Source organism: Bradyrhizobium sp. HKCCYLRH3073 (assembly GCF_051167995.1).
GTDB lineage: Bacteria > Pseudomonadota > Alphaproteobacteria > Rhizobiales > Xanthobacteraceae > Bradyrhizobium.
Genome location: NZ_JBNPUD010000004.1, coordinates 482,079 through 504,566, shown reverse-complemented (window position 1 = coordinate 504,566; position 22,488 = coordinate 482,079). Strand labels below are relative to the sequence as shown.

Here is a 22,488-nt window from a genome sequence, read left to right as displayed (position 1 = left end):
GGCGACGGCTTGTCATCGGCGGTTGCGGTGGCGCCTGCCATAACGCAATCGGCGGATATTGCGATCACTTTCGATACGGGGGCGGGCCTCGGGCAGGGGCACGGGCTGTGGTGCCACGACGTTCTGCGCCACCGTGGTCGCCGGGCTTGCGCTCGCGGCGGGAGCAGAGGCTTTCGCATCGTTGACCGGAGAGGCGGCGGCTTTGTTGGCCTGGTTGGCCTGCCCCTGATCCTTGACCTGATCCTTGACCTGATCCTTGGCTGCCTCCTTCGGCAGCACCTGCGGAAACAGTTTTGCGATCTTCTCCGACGGGCGTGCATCCGGCAGCGGCATCTTGCGGCCACGCGCAACCGGATCGAGGCTCTTCGGCACCAGCATCACGAACTGGATGCTGTGCTTGAGACGGCCGGAGACCTTGCCGGCGTCCTGGCCGGCGCCGAAATAGAGATCGGCGCGCGCAGGTCCGACGATCGCCGAGCCCGTATCCTGCGCGATCATCAGCCGGTGGAACGCCGTCTTCGACTTCTCGGATTCGATCGGCAGCTCGCCGGTGATGAAGAACGGCGTGCCATAGACGTGCAGCGACTTGTCGACCGCGATCGAGCGGCCCGGGGTCAGCGGAATGCCCTGCGCGCCGACCGCCTCGTCCTTCTCCGACAGCTGCACCTCGCGGAAGAAGATGTAGGAGCGGTTCATCCGCCGCAGCTCGTTGGCACCTTCCGGATTCTGCTCCATCCAGTCGCGGATGCGCTGCATCGACATCTGCTCGCGTGGAATGATGCCGCGCTCGATCAGGATGCGGCCGACCGGTGTGTAGGGAAGGCCATTATAGGCATCGTAGTTGATGCGAATGGTCGAGCCGTCGTCGAGACTGATGCGCGCCGATCCCTGGATCTGGGCAAACAGCAGGTCGGTCTGGTTCCTGAGCCATGCGATCTCCAGGCCGCGCCCCTCGATGGCACCGTCCTCGATCTCGGCGCGGTCGTAGTAGGGGACCAGCTTGCGCCGTCCGATCTTGCGATAGACGGGGCCCTTGTTGGGCAGACTCGTCGCATCCTGCTTGAAACCACGGACAAACAAATTGGAGGGCCGACGATAGACTGGAACGTTGTAGACCTCATTCTGGGTCCGCGAGCCCTCGATGACGGGTTCGTAGTAGCCGGTGACGAAACCGTCGGCATCGCCGAGCTTGGAGATCCTCAGCGGCTCGAAGTGCCGTTCGAAAAAAGCCCTTGCCGCAGCATTGTCGGCGAGATCGGTGGCCCGAGCATCGCGACAGGGGTCGCGCAGCGAATCACCCAGCGCCTTACCATCCACCCTGCCATCCGGCGCTGCATCCGTCTTCGCGGCGATCGGCTTGCAGCTGGCGCGGAACGTCCGATAGGCCGCGAGCTGATCGTCGTCGTTCCAGCCGGGCACGTCGGTCCAATCCATCGGCAGGTACTGGCTGTTGCTGATCTCGAGCGGCCAGTCGAGCTGCGGGTAGGGCAGGTGGCGCACCGGCGGCGTCGCCGCCCGATGGCGCGCGCGAACCGCCTCGGCTGCATAGGGGGCGAGCGCCACGGCAGCGAGGCTCAAGGCGAGCGCCGGCGTCCAGTAGGTCAGGCGGCGGGCGGTAAAACCCCGCTTCCAAATTTCGCGAACCATGCTTGCACCATCAAAGTACCACTCAACGCGAAATTCAGAGAAAACGGGATGCTGAAAAGATCCGTGTCAAAAATCGAGGATGCGCCTCTTCACGCGCCTCACGCAGCCGGTCGACAACGGGAGCAGGCGATCTCCCAATGTAACGCCAGCGGCGGCAGCCTATTCCATCAATGGCTGCCGGTTCCGACCAGCTTCCAGTTCGGATCGCGCGAGCCGGTGTCGCGGGCGAAAGTCCAGATGTCGGTGATGTCGGCGACCTTGTCCGGATTGCCGTCGACGATGTTGCCGCCCTTGTCGCGTGTCACCGAGATCATCTGCGAGACGAAGCGCACCGTGACCTGCGCGGTGCGGTCGCGCAGCTCGGCGCCGACCAGTTCGGCGGTATCGATGGAGACGAAGCGGGTTTCGGTCTTCTGCTCCTGCTTCTCACGCTCCTTGATGACGGCGTCGAAACTCTCATAGACCTCGGACGACAACAGGTCGCGCAACGCGCGGCGATCGCCATTGGCAAACGCCAGCACGATCATCTCGTAGGCGCTGCGCGCGCCGGTCAGGAAATGGCGCGGATCGAACGAGGAGTCGTCGGCGACGATCGCATCGAGGCCACGGGCGAGCGGCGTGCCCGGCTCGGCCAGACCACGCCAGCGATCACCCGGCGCCGGCATCTCGCCGCCGGGGACCGCAGCCGAGGGGTCGATGGGCTTGTTGGGAACCGGCATGACGTGGTTGTCCGGCGCGCCCTGGACCGCGTTTCGAGCGGCATGATCGAACGGCGTCCGCTCGCTCCCGGTGCGCTGCCCGAGCACGGCGCGCAGGCGGATGAAGATGAAGACCGCCAGCGCCAGGAAGATGATGGTATAAATGTCCACGTCGTGATCGCTTTCTGACTTGTCGAGCCGAACGCGGAGCCCGGCCACCGGGCACCCGTTCTACAGGATCCAGGTTAAGACCCGTGAATCCCTGGTCGACCCGGATGTAGTCATCGAATTGGGCCCGGCCAATGGCGCATTGTGGCGCGCCGATCCTAACCCTTTTCCCCCTCAAGGGGAAATCCGATCGGCCCCGGATTGGAACAGGGGAGGCCGGTCTCCGGTTCCCTCCGACGGCCGATGCGACAAATAGAGGCATACTGGCCGGATCGAGCGGTTGCTTCGGCCCTTGACGGCGTCGGTGGCTCGTCCTTGTGGAACAAGCCGGCCCTATGGTAGCCACGCGCCGCAACGACCCGCCCTTTTTGCCTGGAGAACACTGCGATGACCAACGGTAACGGCGCCACTCCCGACGCGGCTCCTCCTCCTCAACTGAACGTGCTGGCGCAATACATCAAGGATCTCTCGTTCGAGAATCCGAACGCTCCGCAGTCCCTGGCGCCGCAGGGCCAGCCGCCGCAGATCAACATCCAGATCAATGTCGGCGCCAATGCGCTGAATGACACCGAGTACGAGGTGACGCTGACAATCGAGGGCAAGGCCGAGAGCGGCAGCCAGGTGATGTTCAGCTTCGAGCTGGTCTATGGCGGCGTGTTCCGGCTGGTCAACATCCCGCGCGAGAACCTGTCGCCGATGCTGCTGATCGAATGCCCGCGCCTGCTGTTCCCGTTCGCCCGCGAGATCGTCGCCAACTCGGTGCGCGACGGCGGCTTCCCGCCCCTGATGCTGGACCCGGTCGATTTCGTCGGCCTGTACCGCCAGAACATGGAGCGTCAGGCCGCGGCCCAGGGCGGCCAGGTGCTGTCGAGCTGATCGTTTCGCTCTTTAAAAATTTGATGTTTGCAGGGCGTGATCCGCCGCCGATCGGGCGGATCACGTGCCGGCGAGAAACTCCATCCAGATCGGCTTGTCGCCGAGGGTAGCGATGAAGGCGCGATGTGCCTCTCGCTCCGCCTCCGTGACCCGCGGCGACAGCGGCTGCTCTCGCTGACGGCGCGGCGTCTCGCCGGCGGACCCGATGCGGATCTCCTGGCTGTCCTGGGTCAGGATCAGCTGCGACTGCCGCGCCCCGACCAGATCGACATAAACCTCCGCCAGCAGCTCGGCGTCGAGCAACGCGCCGTGCTTGGTCCGGCGTGAGTTGTCGATCGCATAGCGCGAGCAGAGGTCGTCGAGGCGGTTCGACACGCCAGGATGCTTGCGACGTGCGAGCAGCAGCGTATCGACCAGACGATCCCTGGGAATGGCCGCGCGCTTGACCCGATCGAGCTCGGCATTGATGAAGCCGATGTCGAACGAGGCGTTGTGGATCACCAGCGGGGCATCGCCGATGAACTCCAGGAACTCCTCGACGACCTCGTGAAACAACGGCTTGTCGGCCAGGAACTCGCTCGACAGGCCGTGAACCGCGAACGCTTCCGCCGGCATGTCCCGTTCGGGATTGATGTAGCGATGGTAGACTTGGCCGGTGGGCATGCGGTTGATGATTTCGACACAGCCGATCTCGACGAGGCGGTCGCCGCGCAGGGCGTCGAGGCCGGTGGTTTCGGTGTCGAGAACGATCTCACGCATCTGATTTGATCCGTCTGACTTGGTCCGTCGAAGTTCCGCGCGGCCGGATTTGCGAATCAGCCCCGGCGCTGCGGCATTCTAACGACCTCCGCCAGGATGTCGCGGATGCGTGCCCGCACCGGATCGAGCCCGTGCGAGGTATCCACGACGAAATCGGCGCGCTTGCGCTTCTCGGCATCCGGCATCTGCCGTGCGAGCAGCGCATCGAGCGCTTCGTCCGTCATCGTGCCGCGCGCCAGGATGCGCTGACGCTGGATCTCGGGCGAGGTCGACACCACCACCACGGCATCGACGCGCTTGTCGCCGCCGGTCTCGAACAGCAAGGGGACATCAACAACGGCAACGGGCACGCCGGACTGCTCGGCGTCATCGAGAAACTTCTGATGATAGGAGCGCAGCATCGGGTGCACGATCGCTTCAAGCCGGCGGATTGCGGCGGGATCGCCGACGACCTTGGCCGAGAGCCTGGCCCGATCCACCTTGCCGTCCACCGTGGTCCCGGGAAATTCGGCTTCGATCGCCGGCGCGGCTTCGGCTTCATAGACCTTATGAACGGTCGCGTCGGCGTCGTAGACCGGGACGCCGGCTTCGGCGAACAGCTTTGCAGTCGTCGACTTGCCCATGCCCATCGAGCCGGTCAGACCCAGCACTCTCATCCGCGGTCACTCCCCTTACGCGTGGCTGCGGTCGGCATCAGATCCTGAGCAGCTTCGCTTCGCGAAAATAGGCGAGCAGCGGCAGCAACGGCAGGCCGAGGATGGTGAAGTGATCGCCGTCGATCCGGTCGAACAGGTGCACCCCGAGCCCCTCCAATTGATAGGCGCCGACGCTGGATGTGACGGCGTCACCGGCGGCATCGAGATAGGCGGCGATCTCGGCCTCAGAGAGGGCGCGCATCGTCATCCAGGCGACGGCGACGTGCGAGAACAGCACCTCGCCGTTGCGGACCACCGCGATGGCCGAGTGTAGCGCATGGGTGCGCCCGCCCAGCGCCAACAATTGCTGCATGGCATGCTGGCGGCCGGCCGGCTTGTTGAACATGCGCTCACCCAATGCGAGCGTCTGATCCGCGCCGACCACATAGGAATTGGGCCTGCTTGCCGAGACCGCAGCGGCCTTCGCATTGGCGAGGTGTAACGCAATCTCGTAGGGCGCGACCAGGCCGGCTTCGGCCTGGACCGCGCGCTCGTCGATATCGGCCGGAAGCGCCTCGCACGCGAGTCCTGCGTTCGCGAGCAGCATCCGCCGCGCGCGGCTCTGCGATGCCAGAATGAGAGGCTCGTCACTGCACCAGATGGACATTGATCCGCTCACTAGTCCGGAAGCCGCTGCCGCTGCCGGTCGGTATAGAGTTTCAGGATCGCGGCGGCCGTCTCCTCGATCGAGCGCCGCGTCACGTCGAGCATGACCCAGTTGAACTTCGCACTGAGCTTGCGTGCATAGGCGACCTCGTCGGTCACCGACTGCTTGTCGACATAGTTCTCATTGCCGGATTCCGCACCCATGCTGAGCAGGCGATTCTGCCGCACCTGGATCAGCCGCTCCGGGGTCGCATGCAGGCTGACGACCAGCGGCTTCTTCAATGTCTCGAGCTGGTGCGGGATCGGAATGCCCGGGACCAGCGGCACGTTGGCTGTGCGCACGCCGCGGTTGGCGAGATAGATCGAGGTCGGAGTCTTCGAGGTCCGGCTGACGCCCACCAGCACCACCTCGGCGTCTTCGAGGCCGTCGACCATTTGCCCGTCATCGTGGAGCATCGTGTAGTTCAGCGCATCGATGCGGGCGAAATATTCGGCATTGAGCACGTGCTGCGCACCGACGCGGCCGGCGGTCGACGCGCCGAGATAGGCCTCGAACAGCTGCATCACCGGACCGATGATCGACAGGCTCGGAATGTTGATCTGCTGGCACTTGCCTTCGAGCCGGCTGACCAGGTCCTTCTCGAGCAGGGTGAACAGCACGATGCCCGGCGCTTCCTCGATCTCGTCGAGCACGCGGTCAAGCTGCTTCTGGCTCCGCACCAGCGGGTACACGTGCTCGACCGGGGTCACATTGGTGTATTGCGCGGCGACTGCTCGCGCGACCGTGATCAGGGTTTCGCCGGTCGAATCGGAAACCAGATGGAGGTGAAAGTAGTTGCCGGTGGTGGGCATCAAATCCTTAACGATCTGTGAATCCCTGTGAAGGATGGGGCCAAAAAGTCGCCTCGGACCGCTCCCTTTGTATAACCCCGATTGTTCTGCACATGGTCGCCGTCCGGGACAACGTCAGGCAGCAGCGCGATGATATCGGGACGAGGCCCATTTGTCTCTGGATAAGCTGTCGAAGGATTTCGACAAGCGTCTGAATCACATCAGACTCTGGGGCGATCCGGCGTGTGCAGCTCGCATGTTGAGGGATGTGAACAAGCTGCGGGCAGACTGCGGATGACATTGCATGAGTCCAATCCACCGCTACCTAGACTCAAACCTTAAGATTCTAAAATTATTTGGTTTGGAGGGGACTGAGCGAGCGGATATGTCTCGGCACGCAAGCTGATCGCTGGCTGAGAGGATCGCGCGTTTCCGATGTATGAGTGGATCAAGGCCCTGCACGTCATCGCTGTCATCGCGTGGATGGCCGGCATGCTGTATCTGCCGCGGCTGTTCGTCTATCATTGCGAGGCCGAGATCGGCTCGAAGCAGTCCGAGACGTTCAAGGTCATGGAGCGGCGCCTGCTGAAGGCGATCATCAATCCGGCGATCACCGTGACTTGGCTTGCCGGACTCTATCTGGTCTGGGCCGGCCACTGGTATACCAGCGGTTGGTTTCATGCAAAATTTCTCCTGGTGCTGATCATGTCGGGAGTCCACGGACTGTTCACCCGCTGGGTCAGGGAATTCGGCGCCGACAAGAACACGCGCAGCCAGAAATTCTACCGCTATGTCAACGAGGTACCGACGGTTCTGATGATCGGCATCGTGATTCTCGTGATCGTCAAGCCGTTCTGACCGTCTCCCAGGGAATACCGCTCCGCCGCAGACGCCTTGCGGACAACGGCGCGATTTTCTATATTGTAGATATCCCACCCCACGCAGGCGGATGTGGTTGCGTTCCGGCTTGACCGGCCGCCGCATCAGGTCTGGTGCCTCATCGGCGCCAACCTTGCTCAGACCTGCGGACCTCATTTTCGTCCGCCTTCCCACAGCCACCTCGCATCCCTCCCAAGTCGCTTCCACAGGACCACCCCAATGCGGGAAATCAAACTACAGGACCTCAAGTCAAAGACGCCGGCCGAGCTCGTCTCCTTCGCGGAGGAAAACGGGGTCGAGAACGCCAGCACGATGCGCAAGCAGGAGCTGATGTTCGCCATCCTCAAGCAGCTCGCCATTCAGGAGATCGACATCATCGGCGAGGGTGTCGTCGAGGTTCTTTCTGACGGTTTCGGCTTCCTCCGCTCGCCCGATGCCAACTACCTGCCCGGTCCGGACGACATCTATGTCTCGCCCTCGCAGATCCGCCGCTTCGGCCTGCGCACCGGTGACACGATCGAGGGCCACATCCGCAGCCCGAAAGAAGGCGAGCGCTATTTCGCGCTGCTCAAGGTCAACACGCTGAACTTCGAGGATCCCGAAAAGTCCAAGCACAAGGTCAATTTCGACAACCTCACGCCGCTGTTTCCGGACGAGCGCTTCCGGCTCGAGCTCGAGGATCCGACCCGCAAGGATCTGTCGCCGCGTGTCATCGACATCGTCGCGCCGATCGGTAAGGGCCAGCGCGCGCTGATCGTCGCGCCGCCGCGCACCGGCAAGACCGTGCTGATGCAGAACATCGCGCACTCGATCACGGCGAATCATCCCGAGTGCTACTTGATCGTGCTGCTGATCGACGAGCGCCCCGAGGAAGTCACGGACATGCAGCGCTCGGTGAAGGGCGAGGTCGTGTCCTCGACCTTCGACGAGCCGGCGGCCCGTCACGTCCAGGTCGCGGAGATGGTGATCGAGAAGGCCAAGCGCCTGGTCGAACACGGCCGCGACGTCGTCATCCTCCTGGACTCGATCACCCGCCTCGGCCGCGCCTACAACACTGTCGTGCCGTCATCCGGCAAGGTGCTGACCGGCGGTGTCGATGCGAACGCGCTGCAGCGGCCGAAACGCTTCTTCGGCGCCGCGCGCAACATCGAGGAAGGCGGCTCGCTCACTATCATCGCCACCGCGCTGGTCGATACCGGCAGCCGCATGGACGAGGTCATTTTCGAAGAGTTCAAGGGCACCGGCAACTCCGAGCTCATCCTCGACCGCAAGGTCGCGGACAAGCGGACCTTCCCGGCGATCGACATCGCCCGGTCCGGCACCCGCAAGGAAGAGCTCATCACCGAGCCGCAGAACCTCAAGAAGATGTACGTCCTCCGCCGCATCCTCAATCCGATGGGCACCATGGACGCAATCGACTTCCTGCTCGACAAGCTCCGCAGCACCAAGAGCAATGCCGAGTTCTTCGAATCCATGAACACCTGATTGGACCACGGTCTCGATCTGGAAAGGGCGCTCTTCGGAGCGCCCTTTTTGTTTGCGGGACTGGATCAGGCGCGGGCACCACCGCTCGTCGGCGGCATCCGGCGTAAAGCATGCCGCTGCAAACCGATTGTGTTTCGCTGCCGGCAAGCCCAACTGAGGATGATGCATCCTCACGATCAGACCATCTTTGCATTGTCCTCGGGACGGCTGCCGAGCGCGATTGCGATTGTCAGACTCTCTGGCTCACATGCGGGATCTGCCCTTCGGCTGCTGGCGGGAAGATTGCCGGTGCCGAGGACTGCAACACGCGCCCTGCTGCGCGATGGCAGCGGCGAAGCGATCGACGATGCCGTGGTGCTGTGGTTTCCCGGACCCGCAAGCGCCACCGGCGAGGATGTCGCCGAGTTGCACGTCCATGGCAGCCGGGCCGTCATCGCGGCGGTGTTCTCGCTCCTCTCGACGATGCCGCAGATGCGCCCTGCGGAGCCGGGCGAGTTCACGCGGCGCGCGTTCGAGAATAGCAAGATCGATCTGACCGAAGCCGAGGGGCTCGACGATCTCATTCACGCCGACACCGATCGCCAGCGGCGCCAGGCGTTGCAGCAGTTGAAGGGCCTGCTGGGCGACAAGGCGCGGAGCTGGCGTGAGCAGATCATCGAAGCTGCGTCGCTGATCGAAGCCGGGATCGACTTTGCCGATGAAGGCGATGTGCCGGCCGAACTGATGGCGCCGGCGCTGTCCCGGATCGAACGGCTCCTGGCGGAGATCGAGACCGTTCTGACGGCGCAGGGCCGGGCGGAGCGGCTGCGTGACGGCCTGACGGTCGTGATCGCCGGACCTCCGAACGCCGGCAAGTCGACATTGATGAACCAACTGGCCCGGCGTGAAGTGGCGATCGTCTCGCCCCATGCCGGCACGACGCGCGACGTCATCGAGGTTCAGCTCGATCTCCAGGGCTATCCCGTCACGGTGATCGATACTGCGGGGATCCGGGAGACGGACGATCCCGTGGAGCAGGAGGGCGTGCGGCGGGCCCGCGATCGGGCGGCGCAGGCCGATCTCGTGCTGTGGCTGTCCGAGGATGATCAAGCGGAGGCAGAGCGTCGAACTGGGGTGCCTGTCTGGCTGGTCCGCAACAAGATCGACCTGCCGGCCCCCCAGGCGAGAGCTGCGGCGTCGGTGCAAAGCGCGGATCGGGTTTTTGCGATCTCGGCGAGAACCGGAGCAGGCTTGTCCGAACTGCTGGAGGCCCTGATCGGCTTCGCTGGTGACTTCTTTGGATCGACCGAGAGTGGCCTGATCACGCGAGAACGGCAACGAACCCTGCTCGAGGAGACGGCGGCCGCACTTCGCCAGAGCATTGCGGCCGTAGATCTCGGGGAGGAGCTCGCCGCGGAGGAGCTGCGGATCGCCGCCCTCGCGCTCGGGCGCCTCTTGGGGCGGGTTGACATCGAGGATGTGCTGGACGTGATCTTTCGCGAGTTCTGTATCGGCAAGTAGCGACGGCAACGGTCTCGGCGCGACGGATATACTTAATGAAGCGTTGCTTGGTTAACGGACCATCAACTGTTTCACGTGAAACAGGGACGGAACTCTTGCGACGCTTCACGTGAAACAAGTTCCGATCTCAGGGTGCTGTTTCACGTAAAACGTCCTCGCCTTGTCGTGGCGAATGTTTCACGTGAAACGTCTTCCGAGCGTTGTCTGCAAGCGTTAGATAAGCCCCCATGTTCCAGCATCTGACATCCTACGACGTCATCGTCATCGGTGGCGGCCACGCCGGCTGCGAAGCTGCGGCGGGTGCGGCGCGCATGGGCGCCCGGACTGCGCTGATCACCCATCAGTTCGCGACGATCGGGGCCATGTCCTGCAATCCGGCCATCGGAGGTTTGGGGAAAGGACATCTGGTTCGCGAAGTCGATGCTCTCGACGGCTTGATGGGCCGCGTCGCCGATGCGGGCGGCATCCAGTTTCGGGTTTTGAACCGCCGGAAGGGACCTGCCGTTCGAGGTCCGCGCGCCCAGGCCGATCGCAAGCTTTATGCCGCAGCAATGCAGTCGGCGATCCGGGAGACCGCGAACCTCTCTGTGATCGAAGGCGAGGCGGACGAGCTGATCGTCACGGACGGCCGGGTCACGGGCGTACGGTTGGCCGACGGCCGGACCTTTGTCTGTGGTGCTGTGGTCATCACGACCGGCACGTTTCTTTGTGGTCTGATTCACCTCGGTGAGCGGACCTGGCCGGCGGGCCGGGTCGGCGAAGCCCCGGCGCTGGGACTCTCCCAGTCCCTCGAAGCCATCGGATTTCGTCTCGGCCGGCTCAAGACCGGGACCCCGCCGCGTCTGGATGGATCGACGATCGACTGGACAGCAGTCGAGATGCAGCCCGGCGACGATCCGCCGGAGCCGTTCTCCGTCCTGACCGGTAAGATCACCACCCCACAGATCCAATGCGGCATCACCCGGACGACGACCGCGACCCATGAGGTGATCCGCGCCAATGTCCATCGCTCGCCGATGTACTCCGGGCAGATCAAGTCGACCGGGCCGCGGTATTGTCCCTCGGTCGAGGACAAGATCGTCCGCTTCGGTGATCGCGACGGCCACCAGATCTTCCTGGAGCCGGAAGGACTCGACGACACGACGGTCTACCCGAACGGCATCTCGACCTCGCTGCCGGAGGAGGTTCAGCTCGCGCTGCTGCCGACCATCCCGGGTCTCGAGCGGGTTCGGATGATCCGGCCCGGCTATGCGATCGAGTATGACCACGTCGATCCGCGTGAGCTCGAGCCGACCCTGCAGACCAGGCGGATGAAGGGTCTATTCCTGGCCGGCCAGATCAACGGCACGACCGGCTATGAGGAGGCCGCGGCTCAAGGCCTGGTCGCCGGCCTCAATGCGGCGCTGGCCGCAGGCGGCGGCGGGCCGGTCGTGTTTGATCGCGCTGACGGTTATCTCGGGGTGATGATCGATGACCTGGTCACGCGAGGGATCACCGAGCCGTATCGGATGTTCACCTCGCGCGCCGAGTATCGGCTGACGTTGCGGGCGGACAATGCGGACCAGCGGCTGACCGACAAGGGCATCGCACTCGGCTGTGTCGGCAATGAGCGTGCGTGTTTCCATCGAAGCAAGATGGATGCGTTGGAGGCTGCCCGTTCGCTGGCGAGGTCGCTGACGATCACGCCCAACGAGGCGGCTAAGCATGGCCTCACGCTCAACAAGGATGGCCAGCGCCGCTCGGCCTTCGAGCTGATGGCCTATCCGGAGATCGGCTTCTCCGAGGTGAGAGTGATCTGGCCGGAGCTCGGCGCGATCGATGCCGCCATCGCCGCGCATCTCGAGATCGATGCCAAATATGATGTCTATGTCCGCCGCCAGAGCGACGACGTCGATGCCTTCCGGCGCGACGAGGGATTGGTGCTCGGCGACATCGACTATGCGCTCGTTCCGGGTCTTTCCAATGAGGCGCGGGCGAAGCTGGCGGCTGCCAGGCCGTGGACGATCGGGCAGGCGGGCCGGATCGACGGCATGACGCCGGCGGCGCTCGGAATTCTCGCGGCCTATCTTCGCCGCGAAGCGCGTCGCAGCAAGGCCGCGGGCTGAGGGGCGTTTCACGTGAAACAGGCAGTGGCGTCCAAGGTGATCGAATCCGACAAGGCGGCAGCGCTCGCCTTGACGCCCGTTTCACGTGAAACGGAGCAGCGCCTGGATCGCTATGTCTCCCTGCTGCTGGAGTGGCAGGCCAAGACGAATCTCGTCGCGCCCTCGACCTTGCCGCATCTCTGGACCCGGCACATTTCGGATTCGCTGCAGCTTCTCGATCTCGCGCCCGACGCCCGGATCTGGGTCGATCTCGGCAGCGGCGGCGGGTTTCCGGGCGTCGTCCTCGCCTGCGCGCTGGCCGAGCGGCCCGGCGCCCAGGTCCATCTGGTCGAGCGCATCGCCAAGAAGGCGGCGTTCCTGCGCGAAGCAATTCGCGTCACCGGCGCTCCGGGGATCGTGCATTTGTCAGAGATCGGGGATATCGTGGAGAAGTGGAGTGGGCGAGTCGATTGCGTGACCGCACGCGCGCTGGCTCCGCTACACCAACTCATCGGCTTTGCGGAGCCCCTGGTGAAAAAAGGCGCGAAAGCGCTGTTTCTCAAGGGTCAAGATGTAGAAGCGGAATTGACCGAATCTACTAAGTATTGGAAAATTGAGCCGAAACTTCATTCCAGCCGGACGGGCGGGCAGGGCTGGATCGTCGCAATCGATTGCATCGAGCGACAGAGCTGAATTCCGTCAAGACGACAACCAATGGCGATCGCGCATGGCCGTAATTGATCAGATTTATCAAGAAGATAGGGCTCCTCACCCGGAGGGGCATCCGCGCATCCTGGCGCTCGCCAACCAGAAGGGCGGGGTTGGCAAGACCACGACCGCGATCAATCTCGGCACGGCGCTGGCCGCGATCGGCGAGCGCGTGCTGATCGTCGACCTCGATCCGCAGGGCAATGCCTCGACCGGGCTCGGCATCGACCGTGGCAGCCGCAACTGCTCGACCTATGACGTGCTGATCGGCGAGGCCTCGCTGCGCGACGCCGTCGTTGCGACGGCCGTGCCACGGCTGCACATCGCCTCCTCGACGATGGACCTGTCGGGTCTGGAGCTCGAGCTCGGCTCCAGCGCCAACCGCGCCTTCCGTCTGCGCGACGCGATCGCCGGTCTCAACAACAACGTCTCGCCGGAGAACGACTACACCTACGTGCTGGTCGATTGCCCGCCGTCGCTGAACCTGCTGACCGTCAATGCGATGGCCGCGTCGGATGCGATCCTGGTGCCGCTGCAGTGCGAGTTCTTCGCGCTCGAAGGTCTGTCGCAATTGCTGCAGACCGTGGAGCAGGTGCGCTCGACCCTGAACCCGAACCTGTCGATCCACGGCATCGTGCTGACGATGTTCGACTCGCGCAACAACCTGTCGAACCAGGTGGTGGCCGACGTCCGTCAGTTCATGGGATCGAAGGTCTACAACACGATGATCCCGCGCAACGTGCGCATCTCGGAAGCACCGTCCTACGGCAAGCCGGTGCTGGTCTACGATTTGAAGTGCGTCGGCAGCGAGGCCTATCTGAAGCTCGCCACCGAGGTCATTCAGCGCGAGCGTGACCTGCGCACGAACTGACCTTGCCTCTGCTCCGGGCACCTCGTCGCCCGGATCTCATTTGAGGACGGCAGCGGATCCGGTCAGGATCCGCTCCCTCGTTCATTGTGCCGGCGGGACTGATCGGCAGCAGACGCAAGCGGAGCGTGACGTGAATCCAAAGGAGAAGGCGATGGCCGACGAGTCGCGATCGCGATTGGGCCGGGGTCTTGCAAGTCTGATCGGTGACGTCGGCCGCGAGGCCGGCGCGCCGCCGGAGCGGCCGCGCAATCAGCGCAAGGTGCCGATCGAGTTTCTCAAGCCCAATCCGCGCAACCCGCGCAAGACGTTTTCCGACGGCGAGCTCGCCGAGCTCTCGGCCTCGATCAAGCAGCACGGCGTGATCCAGCCGATCGTGGTGCGTCCGGTGAAGGGCCAGCACGACCGCTACGAGATCATCGCCGGCGAGCGGCGCTGGCGCGCCTCGCAGGCCGCCGGCCTGCACGAGGTGCCGATCGTTCCGGTCGATGTCAGCGACAGCGACGCGCTGGAGCTCGCGATCATCGAGAACGTGCAGCGTGAGGATCTCAACCCGATGGAGGAGGCGCAGGGCTATCACGCGCTCGCCAACGAGTTCAAACGCAACCAGGAAGACATCGCCAAGATCGTCGGCAAGAGCCGCAGCCACGTCGCCAACATGATGCGGCTGACCAAGCTGCCGGCCGAGGTGCAGGGCTTCATCGCGACCGGGCAGATCTCGGCCGGCCATGCGCGCGCGCTGATCAATCTGCCGGATCCGATGTCGGCGGCGAAGAAGATCATCGCGGAAGGATTGAACGTCCGGCAGACCGAGGCGCTCGCGCATGAAGAGGGCGTGCCGGAGCGCAAGCCGCAGAAGCCGCGCAGCGCTGGAGGCAGCGCGACGGCGGAGAAGAAGGACGCCGACACCATCGCGCTGGAGAAGCGGGTCGGGGACGCGCTCGGTCTTTCGGTGTCGATCAGCCACCGCGACCCCGGCGGCACGGTGCAAATCACCTACCGCAGCCTCGAGCAGCTCGACGAGGTGATGCGTCGGTTGGAGCAGGGTTAGATGTGAGTTGGCGGCGCTTACTGCGCCGCGGTCTCTCATGAGATCGTTGCCCCGAACTCACATTCGTCATGGCCGGGTCAAGCCCGGGCATGACGAGCTACTAATGAGCGACGAGAGTGGCCTGCATGTGTCCTCGTCGCGTCTGCCTCTGCTGATCTCGGCTCTCTCCTCCGTCATTCCGGGGCGCGCGTAGCGCGAACCCGGAATCCATTTTACGGCAGATGACGCAGCCCGATGGATTCCGGGTTCGCCGCGCTGCCGCGCGTCGCCCCGGAATGACGCCGGAGATTGGAGCGCGGTCGCTGGCCAATTTGGGGTGTGCGCTTCGTCACCGCCGCCGCCTCAGCCGATGTTACGTAGACGCGTCACCCCTTCCGCCGTGCCGCGACCGCGATCGACAACAATGTCCGCTGCGCGATCGCCGCTGCGAGCCCCGGCTGCTTGCGCATGTCGAGCGCAGCCGTCGCCAGCTGGTCGATGATCGGCAGCAGCCGGGCAGGGGAGAAATTGCGCAGTGCGACTTCCGCGCTCGGCTTGCGCGAGAAGTGCAGCCGGGGGAAGCCGCCTTCGAGGATGGACGAGACCGGCGTGCCGGAAGCGACGGCGAGCGCCGATTTGTGCAGCCATGCCGCATGTCGCTGCGCAGCGGAGATGATGACGCCGGGATAGGTGCCGGCGATCATCGCCTTGCCGAACTCGGTCTCGACAATTTCGGGCTTGCCGCCGAAGGCGCCGTCAACGATCGGGTCGAGCTTCATCTCCGAGGCGTCCGCGACCACGGCCATCACATGGTCGAGCGTCACCTCGCCTTCGCCATGGGCGAACAGGGTCAGCTTGCGCAGCTCGTTGCGCGAGGCCTGGCGGTCGCCCCCGAGCAGCGCCATCAGATAGGCGCGAGCGTCGGGCGCGATGCGCAGGGCCGCGATGCGCAATTCGTCGTCGATCAGCTTGGCGAGATCGCGCTCGGTGTCCGGGTAGCAGCCGATCGCGACCGCCGTTCTGGCCTTCTCGCAGATCTTGCGGAGTGGCGAATCGGGGCGGATGTCGGCGGCCTCGATCACGATGCGGCAATCCCGCACGTTCATCTCGCTGAGCGTCTCGACGCCGCTGGCGAAATTGCGCGACCCGGCGCGGACTCGGATGGCTCGCCGGCCGCCGAACAGCGGCACGGTCATGGCTTCGTCGACGAGGCGCGACGGCTCCGCGGCGAGTTCGTCACCATCGAGCCTGACCACGGAGAACGGATCATCGGGGTTGTCGACGGCCGAAGCGATAAGCGCCTCGGCGCGTTCGCGAACCAGGCCCGTATCCGGTCCGTACAACAGGATCAGCGGACGCGCGGCGTCCGGTTTGGCCAGGAAGGCATCGATGTCTCGTCCGCGCAGCGCGACCACGGCGATGTCAGCCGTGCGTCAGGTGCCCGCGGTGAAATAGGCCGCGAGCCGGGTCTTGATCTTCTCGGCGACCTCCTCGGAGGCGCGATCCTCAGCGTCACGGAAGGCGCGCTGCCGGGCGAAGCGCTGGTAGGAGCCGGGGATGTCGTAGGAGGTGCGGGCGAAGGTCGTTCCGGTCATGACCGACTTGTTGGTCGCCAGCTCGACCAGATTGTACTGCACGTCGAGGCCCACATTCTCGGTGGTCGGCAGGCCGGTGGTCTGCGAGACGATCAGCGAGGACCGGCTGGTCTGCAATCGCAGCACCAGCTTGTGGGTCGGCGCCGTGCCGGTTGCGGTGCCGTACAGCTTGAAGGCGAGCGCGTTGCGGATGCCGACGCCGATGCGCGCCTCGGGCGAGGCGTTCGGCTTGTCGACCGGCGGCAGCTCGATGCCGGCAAGCTTTTCACGCAGGCCGGGCGTGCCGTCGGTATGCTCCGCATACATCGGCTGGAAGCAGCCTGCCGTCAGCGCGGCCAAAGCGGCCACGGCAACAAGCCGAGCAGCGATCCGAAACCTAGCCGACGACATTCACGATCCTCTTGGGAACAATGATCACCTTGCGGACGGGTTTGCCATCCAGCGCCAGTTTTACTGCATCGAGGGCCAAAACGGCAGCCTCAATTTCCGGATTCTGCGCGTTGCTGGCGACTGTGACTTCTCCGCGCTTCTTGCCGTTGACCTGGACGACCAGGCTCATGCTGTCCTCAACCAGCAAATCTCGTTCGATTTGCGGCCAGGACGCCTCCGAGATCAGCCCAGTGTGGCCCAGCAACTGCCAGCATTCCTCGGCCAGATGCGGCATCATCGGCGAGAAAAGCTGCACCAGGATCCCCGCAGCCTCGCGAATCGCCCAGGCCAGGTCGGGGGCCGGCTTGGCCGGCCGCGCCAGGACGTCGGCCAGCGCGTTGGCGAATTCGCGGATATGCGCCAGGCAGACGTTGAAGTGCAGCCGCTCGATGCCGCCGGTCACCTTGTCGAGGGCGCCGTGGGCCGCCTTGCGTAGCGCCAGCGCGTCGGCGCCGAAGGCGGCGGGACGGGGAGAGGGGGTTTCGGCGGACGCCGCGACCGATTCGTTGACCAGCCGCCAGAGACGCTGGACGAAGCGCGCCGCGCCCTGCACCCGCTCGTCGCTCCAGATCACGTCGCGGTCCGGCGGCGAGTCCGACAGCATGAACCAGCGCGCGACGTCGGCGCCGTAGCTCTCGATGATGTCGTCGGGGTCGACCGTGTTCTTCTTCGACTTCGACATCTTCTCGATCGGCCCGATCGTGATGTCCTCGCCGGTCGCGCTCAGCACCGCGCGGCGGCCATTGCCGCCGACCTCGATCTTGACCTCGGCCGGATTGACGTAGGTGCCGTCGGCCTTCTGGTAGGTCTCGTGCACCACCATGCCCTGGGTGAACATGCCGGCGAACGGCTCGTCCATGGCGACGTGCCCGGTCGCCTTCATCGCCCGGGTGAAGAAGCGGCTGTAGAGCAGATGCAGGATCGCGTGCTCGACGCCGCCGATATACTGGTCGACCGGCATCATCCGGTTGGCCACCTCAGGCGTCGTCGGCGCGGTCTCGTTCCACGGGTCGGTGAAGCGCGCGAAGTACCAGGACGAGTCCACGAAGGTGTCCATGGTATCGGTTTCGCGCGTCGCCTTGCCGCCGCATGTCGGGCAGGTGACGTGCTTCCAGGTCGGATGATGGTCGAGCGCATTGCCCGGCTTGTCGAAGCTGACGTCATCCGGCAGCACCACCGGCAGGTCCTTGGCCGGTACCGGCACCACGTCGCATTTGGCGCAGTGGATCACCGGGATCGGGCAGCCCCAATAGCGCTGCCGCGAGATGCCCCAGTCGCGCAGGCGGAAATTGACCTGGCGCTCGCCGACAGCCGCGCCGCCGCGCTGCTCGCTCTCGAGCCGCCTGGCGACCTCGTCCTTGGCCTGCGCGATCGTCATGCCGTCGAGGAAGCGGGAATTGATCAGGCGGCCGTCGCCGTCGAAGGCGGTGTCGGTGATGACGAAGCTCGCCGGGTCCTGGCCCTCCGGGCAGACCACCGGCGTGTTGCCGAGGCCGTATTTGTTGACGAAGTCGAGGTCGCGCTGGTCATGCGCCGGGCAGCCGAAGATGGCGCCGGTGCCGTACTCCATCAGCACGAAGTTCGCGACATAGACCGGCAAGGTCCAGCTGGGGGCGAAAGGGTGCACGGCGCGGATGCCGGTGTCGAAGCCCTGCTTCTCCGCGGTGTCGATCGCTTCCTGCGCGGTTCCGATCCGCTTGATCTCGGCGATGAACGCGGCGAGCTCCGGGTTCTTGGCGGCCGCGGCTTGCGCCAGCGGATGGTCCGCCGAGATCGCCATGAACTTGGCGCCGAACAGCGTGTCGGGCCGCGTCGTGAAGATCTTCAATTCGGTCTCGCCCGCCGGCGTCGTCTTGGGATCCAGCGCAAAGCGGATCAGCAGGCCTTCGGAGCGGCCGATCCAGTTCCGCTGCATCAGCCGGACCTTGTCGGGCCAGCGGTCGAGACCATCGAGCGCGTCCAGCAGCTCCTGCGAGTACTTCGTGATCTTGAACACCCACTGGTTCATCTCACGCTGTTCGACCACCGCACCGGACCGCCAGCCGCGACCGTCGATGACCTGCTCGTTGGCGAGCACGGTCATGTCGACCGGATCCCAGTTCACCTTGCGCTGCTCGCGCTCCACCAGCCCGGCTTGCATGAAATCGAGGAACATCTTCTGCTGGTGCTTGTAGTAGGACGGATCGCAGGTCGCGAATTCGCGCGCCCAGTCGAGCGACAGGCCGATCGAGCGCAGCTGCTTCTTCATCGCGGCGATGTTGTCGTAGGTCCATGCCTTCGGCGCGACCTTGCGCTCGATCGCGGCGTTCTCCGCCGGCAGGCCGAACGCGTCCCAGCCCATCGGATGCAGCACGTTGAAGCCCTTGGCGCGCATGAAGCGCGCCAGCACGTCGCCGAGCGTATAATTACGGACATGGCCGATATGGATGCGTCCCGACGGATAGGGAAACATCTCGAGTACGTAGTATTTCGGACGCGGATCGTCGTTCCTGGTGGCGAAGATCGCCTTCTCGTCCCACTGGCGCTGCCAGCGCGGCTCGGCTTCACGGGCGTTGTAGCGTTCGGATGTCATGGAATCGCTTATAATTTTCGAGGATTCGCGTCGTTTGAAGACGGCGGACTAGGCCACAAAAGCGGCAGCCCGGTCAATGGGGCGACAGATAATGATACCATTTTGGGCATCCGCTAAGCGACGGTAATCGCGAGTTTTTTTGCAGCCTCCGCCGGCTGTGTCGAAGGTCCGATTGAGGCACGGTTAAGACTTGAATGGGAGACTGAGTGCATACATCCAGGCATCAGCCCGCATCTGGGATCACTCCACATCGTGTCCGGCGCTACGTTCGACGAGCTTGACTTCGAGTACGCGACGACGGTCGCGGAAAAGGCCATGAAATCCATGGCTCAACAGCGCGTGCCACCGACGCCTAACAACTTCCATCTGTGGTTCAAGTACTCACTGGGCTCGGCGTCGGATCTCAAGCGCGCCGTCGACATCCTGGTCAGCAACAAGCGCAAGTTCGACAAGACCACCAACCAGGCGCTGTTCGACACCTATATCGGCCAGCAGGGTACGGAAGCGGCTGTCGTCCACAAAGTCTCGCAGCAGCTGCATGGCGTGATGGACTCCGCCAAGCAGTATCTGACGGCCGCGATCGCCGACAACCGCACGCACATGGCGGCGATCGATGGCGTCGCCGAACGCAGCGAGCAGGGTGTCGATCCGAAGATCCTGATCGAGAACCTGGTCAGTGAGCTCGCCCAGGCAACCGCGCGTGCGGCGAAACTCGAAGCGAGCTTTGCCGAGAAGTCACGCGAGCTCGACACCATCCGGGACTCGCTCAACAAGTCGGAGCAGCGCGCCCGCACCGACACGCTGACCGGATTGCCGAACCGGCGCGCGCTCGAAGAGTTCTTCCGCCATGCACAGGTCGAGGCGATGGAGCGCGACGAACCGCTCAGCATTCTCCTGATCGACGTCGACCACTTCAAGAAGTTCAACGACAATTACGGCCATGGCGTCGGCGATCAGGTGCTGCGCCTCGTCGCCAAGGCATTGCGCGAGCGCGTCCGCGACAAGGATCTTCCGGCGCGCTACGGCGGCGAGGAACTGATCGCGGTGCTGCCGCAGACCGACCTCGAAGGTTGCACCGTCATCGCTGAGCGCATCCGGCGCACCATCGCCGACTGTCAGTTCACGCGGCGCTCGACCGGCGAGGTGCTGCCGCAGATCACGGTGTCGATCGGCGTCGGCCAGTTCCAGTTCGGCGAATCGATGGCTGATCTGATCGACCGTTGCGACCGCTCGCTGTATCTCGCCAAGAAGCTCGGCCGAAACCGCGTGGTCACCGAGCTCGAGCTCGACCGGAAGCTCGCGGTCGGCTGATCGCTGGCCGCGGCGCAGCCCTATCCGGCGCGTGCCACGCCGCTCCTGTCATCCGCGACATCCGCGAAGCCATGCGCGATGACCGTGTTGCGGCCGCGATGCTTGGCCGCATAGAGCGCGGCATCGGCGGCTTCGATCAGGTCGGAGGGCATCAGCGACTCGTTCGGCCGGGTCGAGGCGACACCGACGCTCACGGTGACGCATCGATGCGCCGACGTCGCGTGCGGCAGCTCGAGCTCCAGCACCGTGGCGCGCACCTGCTCGCCGACCGCGAGCGCCTCTCTCGCACCCATGCCCGGCAGCAACAGGCAGAACTCCTCACCACCATAGCGGCCGGCGAAAGCCGTCATTGCACCGGCGATCTGCGACAGCGTCTCGCCGAGACGTGACAGGCAGGCGTCGCCCTCAGGGTGCCCATAGGTGTCGTTGTAGAGCTTGAAGTGGTCGACGTCGATCATCAGCAGCGACAACTCGGTGCCGGCCTGCTGCGCGCGGCTCCATTCGACGTCGATGCGGTTCTGGAAGCCGCGGCGGTTGGCGAGGCCCGAGAGCATGTCGATCGACGCCATCACCGTCAGCCGGTCATTGGCGGCGACCAGCTCGCGCTCGCGCTGGCCGAGTTTGGCGGCCATCGCATTGAAGGACTTTGCCAGCGGAACGAACTCCGACGGCAGATGCTTGGTGGTGACGCGCGCCGACCAGTGGCCGTGGCCGAAGCGCTTGGCGGTCGCGGCGAGCATGCTGACGGGCTTCACGATCAGCTTCTCGGCGGCGATCAGCGCGCCGAGCAGCACGATCAGGCAGACGAGGCCAGCCTGCAGATAGGCATTGCGGATCTCGCGGTCGATGGCGGCGGTGACGCGCGTCTCATCGATGCTGACGATCAGCCGCGAGCCGGTGTCGGCGATCCGGGTGAAGGTGATCGCGCGCTTGGAGCCATCCGCCGCCGTGAAACTCATCGTCTCGGACGGCTTGCCCGAGCTCAGCGCGGTCTCGGCAACGGCCGACAACAACGGCACGCTGTCGAGCGGCCGGCCGATCAGCTCGGTGCGGTCGGCGGGCGCCGCCAGCACGGTTCCCTCGCTGTCGATCAGCACCGCCGTGATGCCGGGACGGCCGCCAAGATTGCTCATGATCTTGGACATCCATTCCAGGTTCACGCTCGCCAGCATCACCGCGTCCGGCTCGCCGGTGATGGCGCCGACCGGATAGGCGGCCATGACGATCGGCACGTGCGACGGTTTCGACAGCAGGTAGTCGCTGAACACGAAATCACGTGATTCCTGGGCGCCACGGAAATATGGCCGGTCGCTGAAATCGAGCCCGACATATTGGTTGTTGGTCGAACACTGGATGCGGCCGTCGCGGCCGGCGATCATCAGGGTGCGGATCCACGGCAGGGTCGCCGGCAGGCTGGCGCGCATCATGTCGCAGCTGCGGCTCACGCCGGTGCTCGACGCCCGGACATAGGCCGTCGATTTCAGCACCGTCTCCACCGACATGATGACCTCGCGCTGCATGTCGGCGCTCTGCCGGGCGAGGCTGGAGAATTCCTCCGATGCGAGCGCGATCTGCCTTGTCCTGGCGCCTTCCAGCGAGCGCGCACGTTCCAGCATCAGCGGCGCCACCAGGATCAGGGCGAGCAGCGCCAGCCGGGCGCGGATCCCCATCAGCCGGTTCAGCTTCACTCTATTGCGATTGAACCGGATGCTTGGCATTTCTTCCCCCTACCCCCGGCCGTGGAGGG

Annotated in this window: 19 protein-coding genes; 9 read left to right on the top strand and 10 right to left on the bottom strand. The window is 64.6% G+C overall.

The features are described 5' to 3' along the window. Positions 1-12: 12 nt before the first annotated feature. Both mltA and ACQR1X_RS13305 read right to left on the bottom strand, forming a co-directional pair. Entirely contained in the window at positions 13-1,647 is a 1,635-nt protein-coding gene (gene mltA / locus ACQR1X_RS13310; RefSeq protein WP_434898989.1) for a murein transglycosylase A, read from the bottom strand. Positions 1,648-1,814: 167 nt separating this feature from the next. Continuing rightward, entirely contained in the window at positions 1,815-2,516 is a 702-nt protein-coding gene (locus tag ACQR1X_RS13305) for a Tim44/TimA family putative adaptor protein (protein ID WP_315716796.1), read from the bottom strand. A 384-nt stretch (positions 2,517-2,900) separates the two neighbouring features. On the opposite strand from ACQR1X_RS13305, the gene secB reads away from it, so the two are divergent. Next, positions 2,901-3,389: a protein-export chaperone SecB gene (gene secB, locus ACQR1X_RS13300; RefSeq protein WP_315800877.1), complete on the top strand. Its 489-nt coding sequence runs from the start codon at positions 2,901-2,903 to the stop codon at positions 3,387-3,389. Positions 3,390-3,449: 60 nt separating this feature from the next. Here the strand turns inward: secB and dnaQ are convergent, their stop codons facing one another. Genes dnaQ through ACQR1X_RS13280 form a run of 4 tightly spaced genes read right to left on the bottom strand, consistent with a single transcriptional unit; the run spans position 3,450 to position 6,301 of the window. Next, on the bottom strand, positions 3,450-4,148 hold the full coding sequence (gene dnaQ, locus ACQR1X_RS13295; RefSeq protein WP_315800878.1) for a DNA polymerase III subunit epsilon: 699 nt from the start codon (positions 4,146-4,148) through the stop codon (positions 3,450-3,452). Between the two features lie 56 nt (positions 4,149-4,204). Further along, positions 4,205-4,804: a dephospho-CoA kinase gene (gene coaE / locus ACQR1X_RS13290; RefSeq protein ID WP_316183032.1), complete on the bottom strand. Its 600-nt coding sequence runs from the start codon at positions 4,802-4,804 to the stop codon at positions 4,205-4,207. Positions 4,805-4,841: 37 nt separating this feature from the next. After that, complete coding sequence (locus ACQR1X_RS13285; RefSeq protein WP_315800880.1) at positions 4,842-5,450, bottom strand: Maf family protein; 609 nt, start codon at positions 5,448-5,450, stop codon at positions 4,842-4,844. An 11-nt stretch (positions 5,451-5,461) separates the two neighbouring features. Next, the gene (locus ACQR1X_RS13280) at positions 5,462-6,301 is read right to left on the bottom strand and encodes a pyruvate, water dikinase regulatory protein (protein ID WP_315740416.1); all 840 of its coding nucleotides are present in this window, start codon (positions 6,299-6,301) and stop codon (positions 5,462-5,464) included. 414 nt (positions 6,302-6,715) lie between these two features. Here ACQR1X_RS13280 and hemJ point away from each other — a divergent pair, with 414 nt between their 5' ends. The 7 genes from hemJ to ACQR1X_RS13245 all read left to right on the top strand — a co-directional run bounded on the left by hemJ (position 6,716) and on the right by ACQR1X_RS13245 (position 14,855). Further along, positions 6,716-7,138 (top strand): protoporphyrinogen oxidase HemJ, encoded by a 423-nt coding sequence (gene hemJ / locus ACQR1X_RS13275; RefSeq protein WP_315800882.1) that lies wholly within the window; start codon positions 6,716-6,718, stop codon positions 7,136-7,138. Positions 7,139-7,378: 240 nt separating this feature from the next. Continuing rightward, the gene (gene rho / locus ACQR1X_RS13270; protein WP_315740414.1) at positions 7,379-8,644 is read left to right on the top strand and encodes a transcription termination factor Rho; all 1,266 of its coding nucleotides are present in this window, start codon (positions 7,379-7,381) and stop codon (positions 8,642-8,644) included. A 162-nt stretch (positions 8,645-8,806) separates the two neighbouring features. Continuing rightward, the gene (mnmE, locus tag ACQR1X_RS13265) at positions 8,807-10,144 is read left to right on the top strand and encodes a tRNA uridine-5-carboxymethylaminomethyl(34) synthesis GTPase MnmE (RefSeq protein WP_434899034.1); all 1,338 of its coding nucleotides are present in this window, start codon (positions 8,807-8,809) and stop codon (positions 10,142-10,144) included. A gap of 227 nt (positions 10,145-10,371) precedes the next feature. Further along, positions 10,372-12,249, top strand: a complete 1,878-nt coding sequence (mnmG, locus tag ACQR1X_RS13260) for a tRNA uridine-5-carboxymethylaminomethyl(34) synthesis enzyme MnmG (RefSeq protein ID WP_434898988.1) — start codon at positions 10,372-10,374, stop codon at positions 12,247-12,249. Positions 12,250-12,261: 12 nt separating this feature from the next. Next, entirely contained in the window at positions 12,262-12,921 is a 660-nt protein-coding gene (gene rsmG, locus ACQR1X_RS13255) for a 16S rRNA (guanine(527)-N(7))-methyltransferase RsmG (protein ID WP_316215423.1), read from the top strand. A gap of 34 nt (positions 12,922-12,955) precedes the next feature. Then, the gene (locus tag ACQR1X_RS13250; RefSeq protein ID WP_315800885.1) at positions 12,956-13,807 is read left to right on the top strand and encodes a ParA family protein; all 852 of its coding nucleotides are present in this window, start codon (positions 12,956-12,958) and stop codon (positions 13,805-13,807) included. Between the two features lie 151 nt (positions 13,808-13,958). Beyond that, positions 13,959-14,855: a ParB/RepB/Spo0J family partition protein gene (locus ACQR1X_RS13245; protein ID WP_315800886.1), complete on the top strand. Its 897-nt coding sequence runs from the start codon at positions 13,959-13,961 to the stop codon at positions 14,853-14,855. 365 nt (positions 14,856-15,220) lie between these two features. On the opposite strand, the gene holA is transcribed toward ACQR1X_RS13245, so the two are convergent. Genes holA through leuS form a run of 3 tightly spaced genes read right to left on the bottom strand, consistent with a single transcriptional unit; the run spans position 15,221 to position 19,430 of the window. Continuing rightward, positions 15,221-16,249 carry a DNA polymerase III subunit delta gene (gene holA / locus ACQR1X_RS13240; protein ID WP_434898987.1) on the bottom strand — a complete coding sequence of 343 codons (1,029 nt, stop codon included), beginning with the start codon at positions 16,247-16,249 and terminating at the stop codon, positions 15,221-15,223. Between the two features lie 18 nt (positions 16,250-16,267). Then, entirely contained in the window at positions 16,268-16,819 is a 552-nt protein-coding gene (gene lptE, locus ACQR1X_RS13235; protein WP_315800888.1) for an LPS assembly lipoprotein LptE, read from the bottom strand. Next, complete coding sequence (leuS, locus tag ACQR1X_RS13230; protein ID WP_434898986.1) at positions 16,806-19,430, bottom strand: leucine--tRNA ligase; 2,625 nt, start codon at positions 19,428-19,430, stop codon at positions 16,806-16,808. Before leuS ends, lptE begins: the two co-directional genes overlap by 14 nt. A 324-nt stretch (positions 19,431-19,754) precedes the next feature. Between leuS and ACQR1X_RS13225 the strand changes: the two genes are divergently transcribed. Then, a complete protein-coding gene (locus ACQR1X_RS13225) occupies positions 19,755-20,741 on the top strand; it encodes a GGDEF domain-containing protein (RefSeq protein ID WP_315800933.1) in 987 nt (328 codons plus the stop codon). A gap of 20 nt (positions 20,742-20,761) precedes the next feature. Here the strand turns inward: ACQR1X_RS13225 and ACQR1X_RS13220 are convergent, their stop codons facing one another. Continuing rightward, complete coding sequence (locus ACQR1X_RS13220; RefSeq protein ID WP_315800890.1) at positions 20,762-22,459, bottom strand: sensor domain-containing diguanylate cyclase; 1,698 nt, start codon at positions 22,457-22,459, stop codon at positions 20,762-20,764. Positions 22,460-22,488: the final 29 nt, after the last annotated feature.

What these genes read in the sequence shown, in the direction of transcription:
- ACQR1X_RS13245 (WP_315800886.1), top strand. Translation starts at nt 13,959, where the DNA reads ATGGCCGACGAGTCGCGATCGCGATTGGGCCGGGGTCTTGCAAGTCTG.
- coaE (WP_316183032.1), bottom strand. Translation starts at nt 4,804, where the DNA reads ATGAGAGTGCTGGGTCTGACCGGCTCGATGGGCATGGGCAAGTCGACG.
- hemJ (WP_315800882.1), top strand. Translation starts at nt 6,716, where the DNA reads ATGTATGAGTGGATCAAGGCCCTGCACGTCATCGCTGTCATCGCGTGG.
- rho (WP_315740414.1), top strand. Translation starts at nt 7,379, where the DNA reads ATGCGGGAAATCAAACTACAGGACCTCAAGTCAAAGACGCCGGCCGAG.
- lptE (WP_315800888.1), bottom strand. Translation starts at nt 16,819, where the DNA reads ATGTCGTCGGCTAGGTTTCGGATCGCTGCTCGGCTTGTTGCCGTGGCC.
- mltA (WP_434898989.1), bottom strand. Translation starts at nt 1,647, where the DNA reads ATGGTTCGCGAAATTTGGAAGCGGGGTTTTACCGCCCGCCGCCTGACC.
- ACQR1X_RS13285 (WP_315800880.1), bottom strand. Translation starts at nt 5,450, where the DNA reads ATGTCCATCTGGTGCAGTGACGAGCCTCTCATTCTGGCATCGCAGAGC.
- dnaQ (WP_315800878.1), bottom strand. Translation starts at nt 4,148, where the DNA reads ATGCGTGAGATCGTTCTCGACACCGAAACCACCGGCCTCGACGCCCTG.
- leuS (WP_434898986.1), bottom strand. Translation starts at nt 19,430, where the DNA reads ATGACATCCGAACGCTACAACGCCCGTGAAGCCGAGCCGCGCTGGCAG.
- mnmE (WP_434899034.1), top strand. Translation starts at nt 8,807, where the DNA reads ATGCATCCTCACGATCAGACCATCTTTGCATTGTCCTCGGGACGGCTG.
- ACQR1X_RS13220 (WP_315800890.1), bottom strand. Translation starts at nt 22,459, where the DNA reads ATGCCAAGCATCCGGTTCAATCGCAATAGAGTGAAGCTGAACCGGCTG.
- ACQR1X_RS13280 (WP_315740416.1), bottom strand. Translation starts at nt 6,301, where the DNA reads ATGCCCACCACCGGCAACTACTTTCACCTCCATCTGGTTTCCGATTCG.
- mnmG (WP_434898988.1), top strand. Translation starts at nt 10,372, where the DNA reads ATGTTCCAGCATCTGACATCCTACGACGTCATCGTCATCGGTGGCGGC.
- ACQR1X_RS13225 (WP_315800933.1), top strand. Translation starts at nt 19,755, where the DNA reads ATGGCTCAACAGCGCGTGCCACCGACGCCTAACAACTTCCATCTGTGG.
- ACQR1X_RS13250 (WP_315800885.1), top strand. Translation starts at nt 12,956, where the DNA reads ATGGCCGTAATTGATCAGATTTATCAAGAAGATAGGGCTCCTCACCCG.
- secB (WP_315800877.1), top strand. Translation starts at nt 2,901, where the DNA reads ATGACCAACGGTAACGGCGCCACTCCCGACGCGGCTCCTCCTCCTCAA.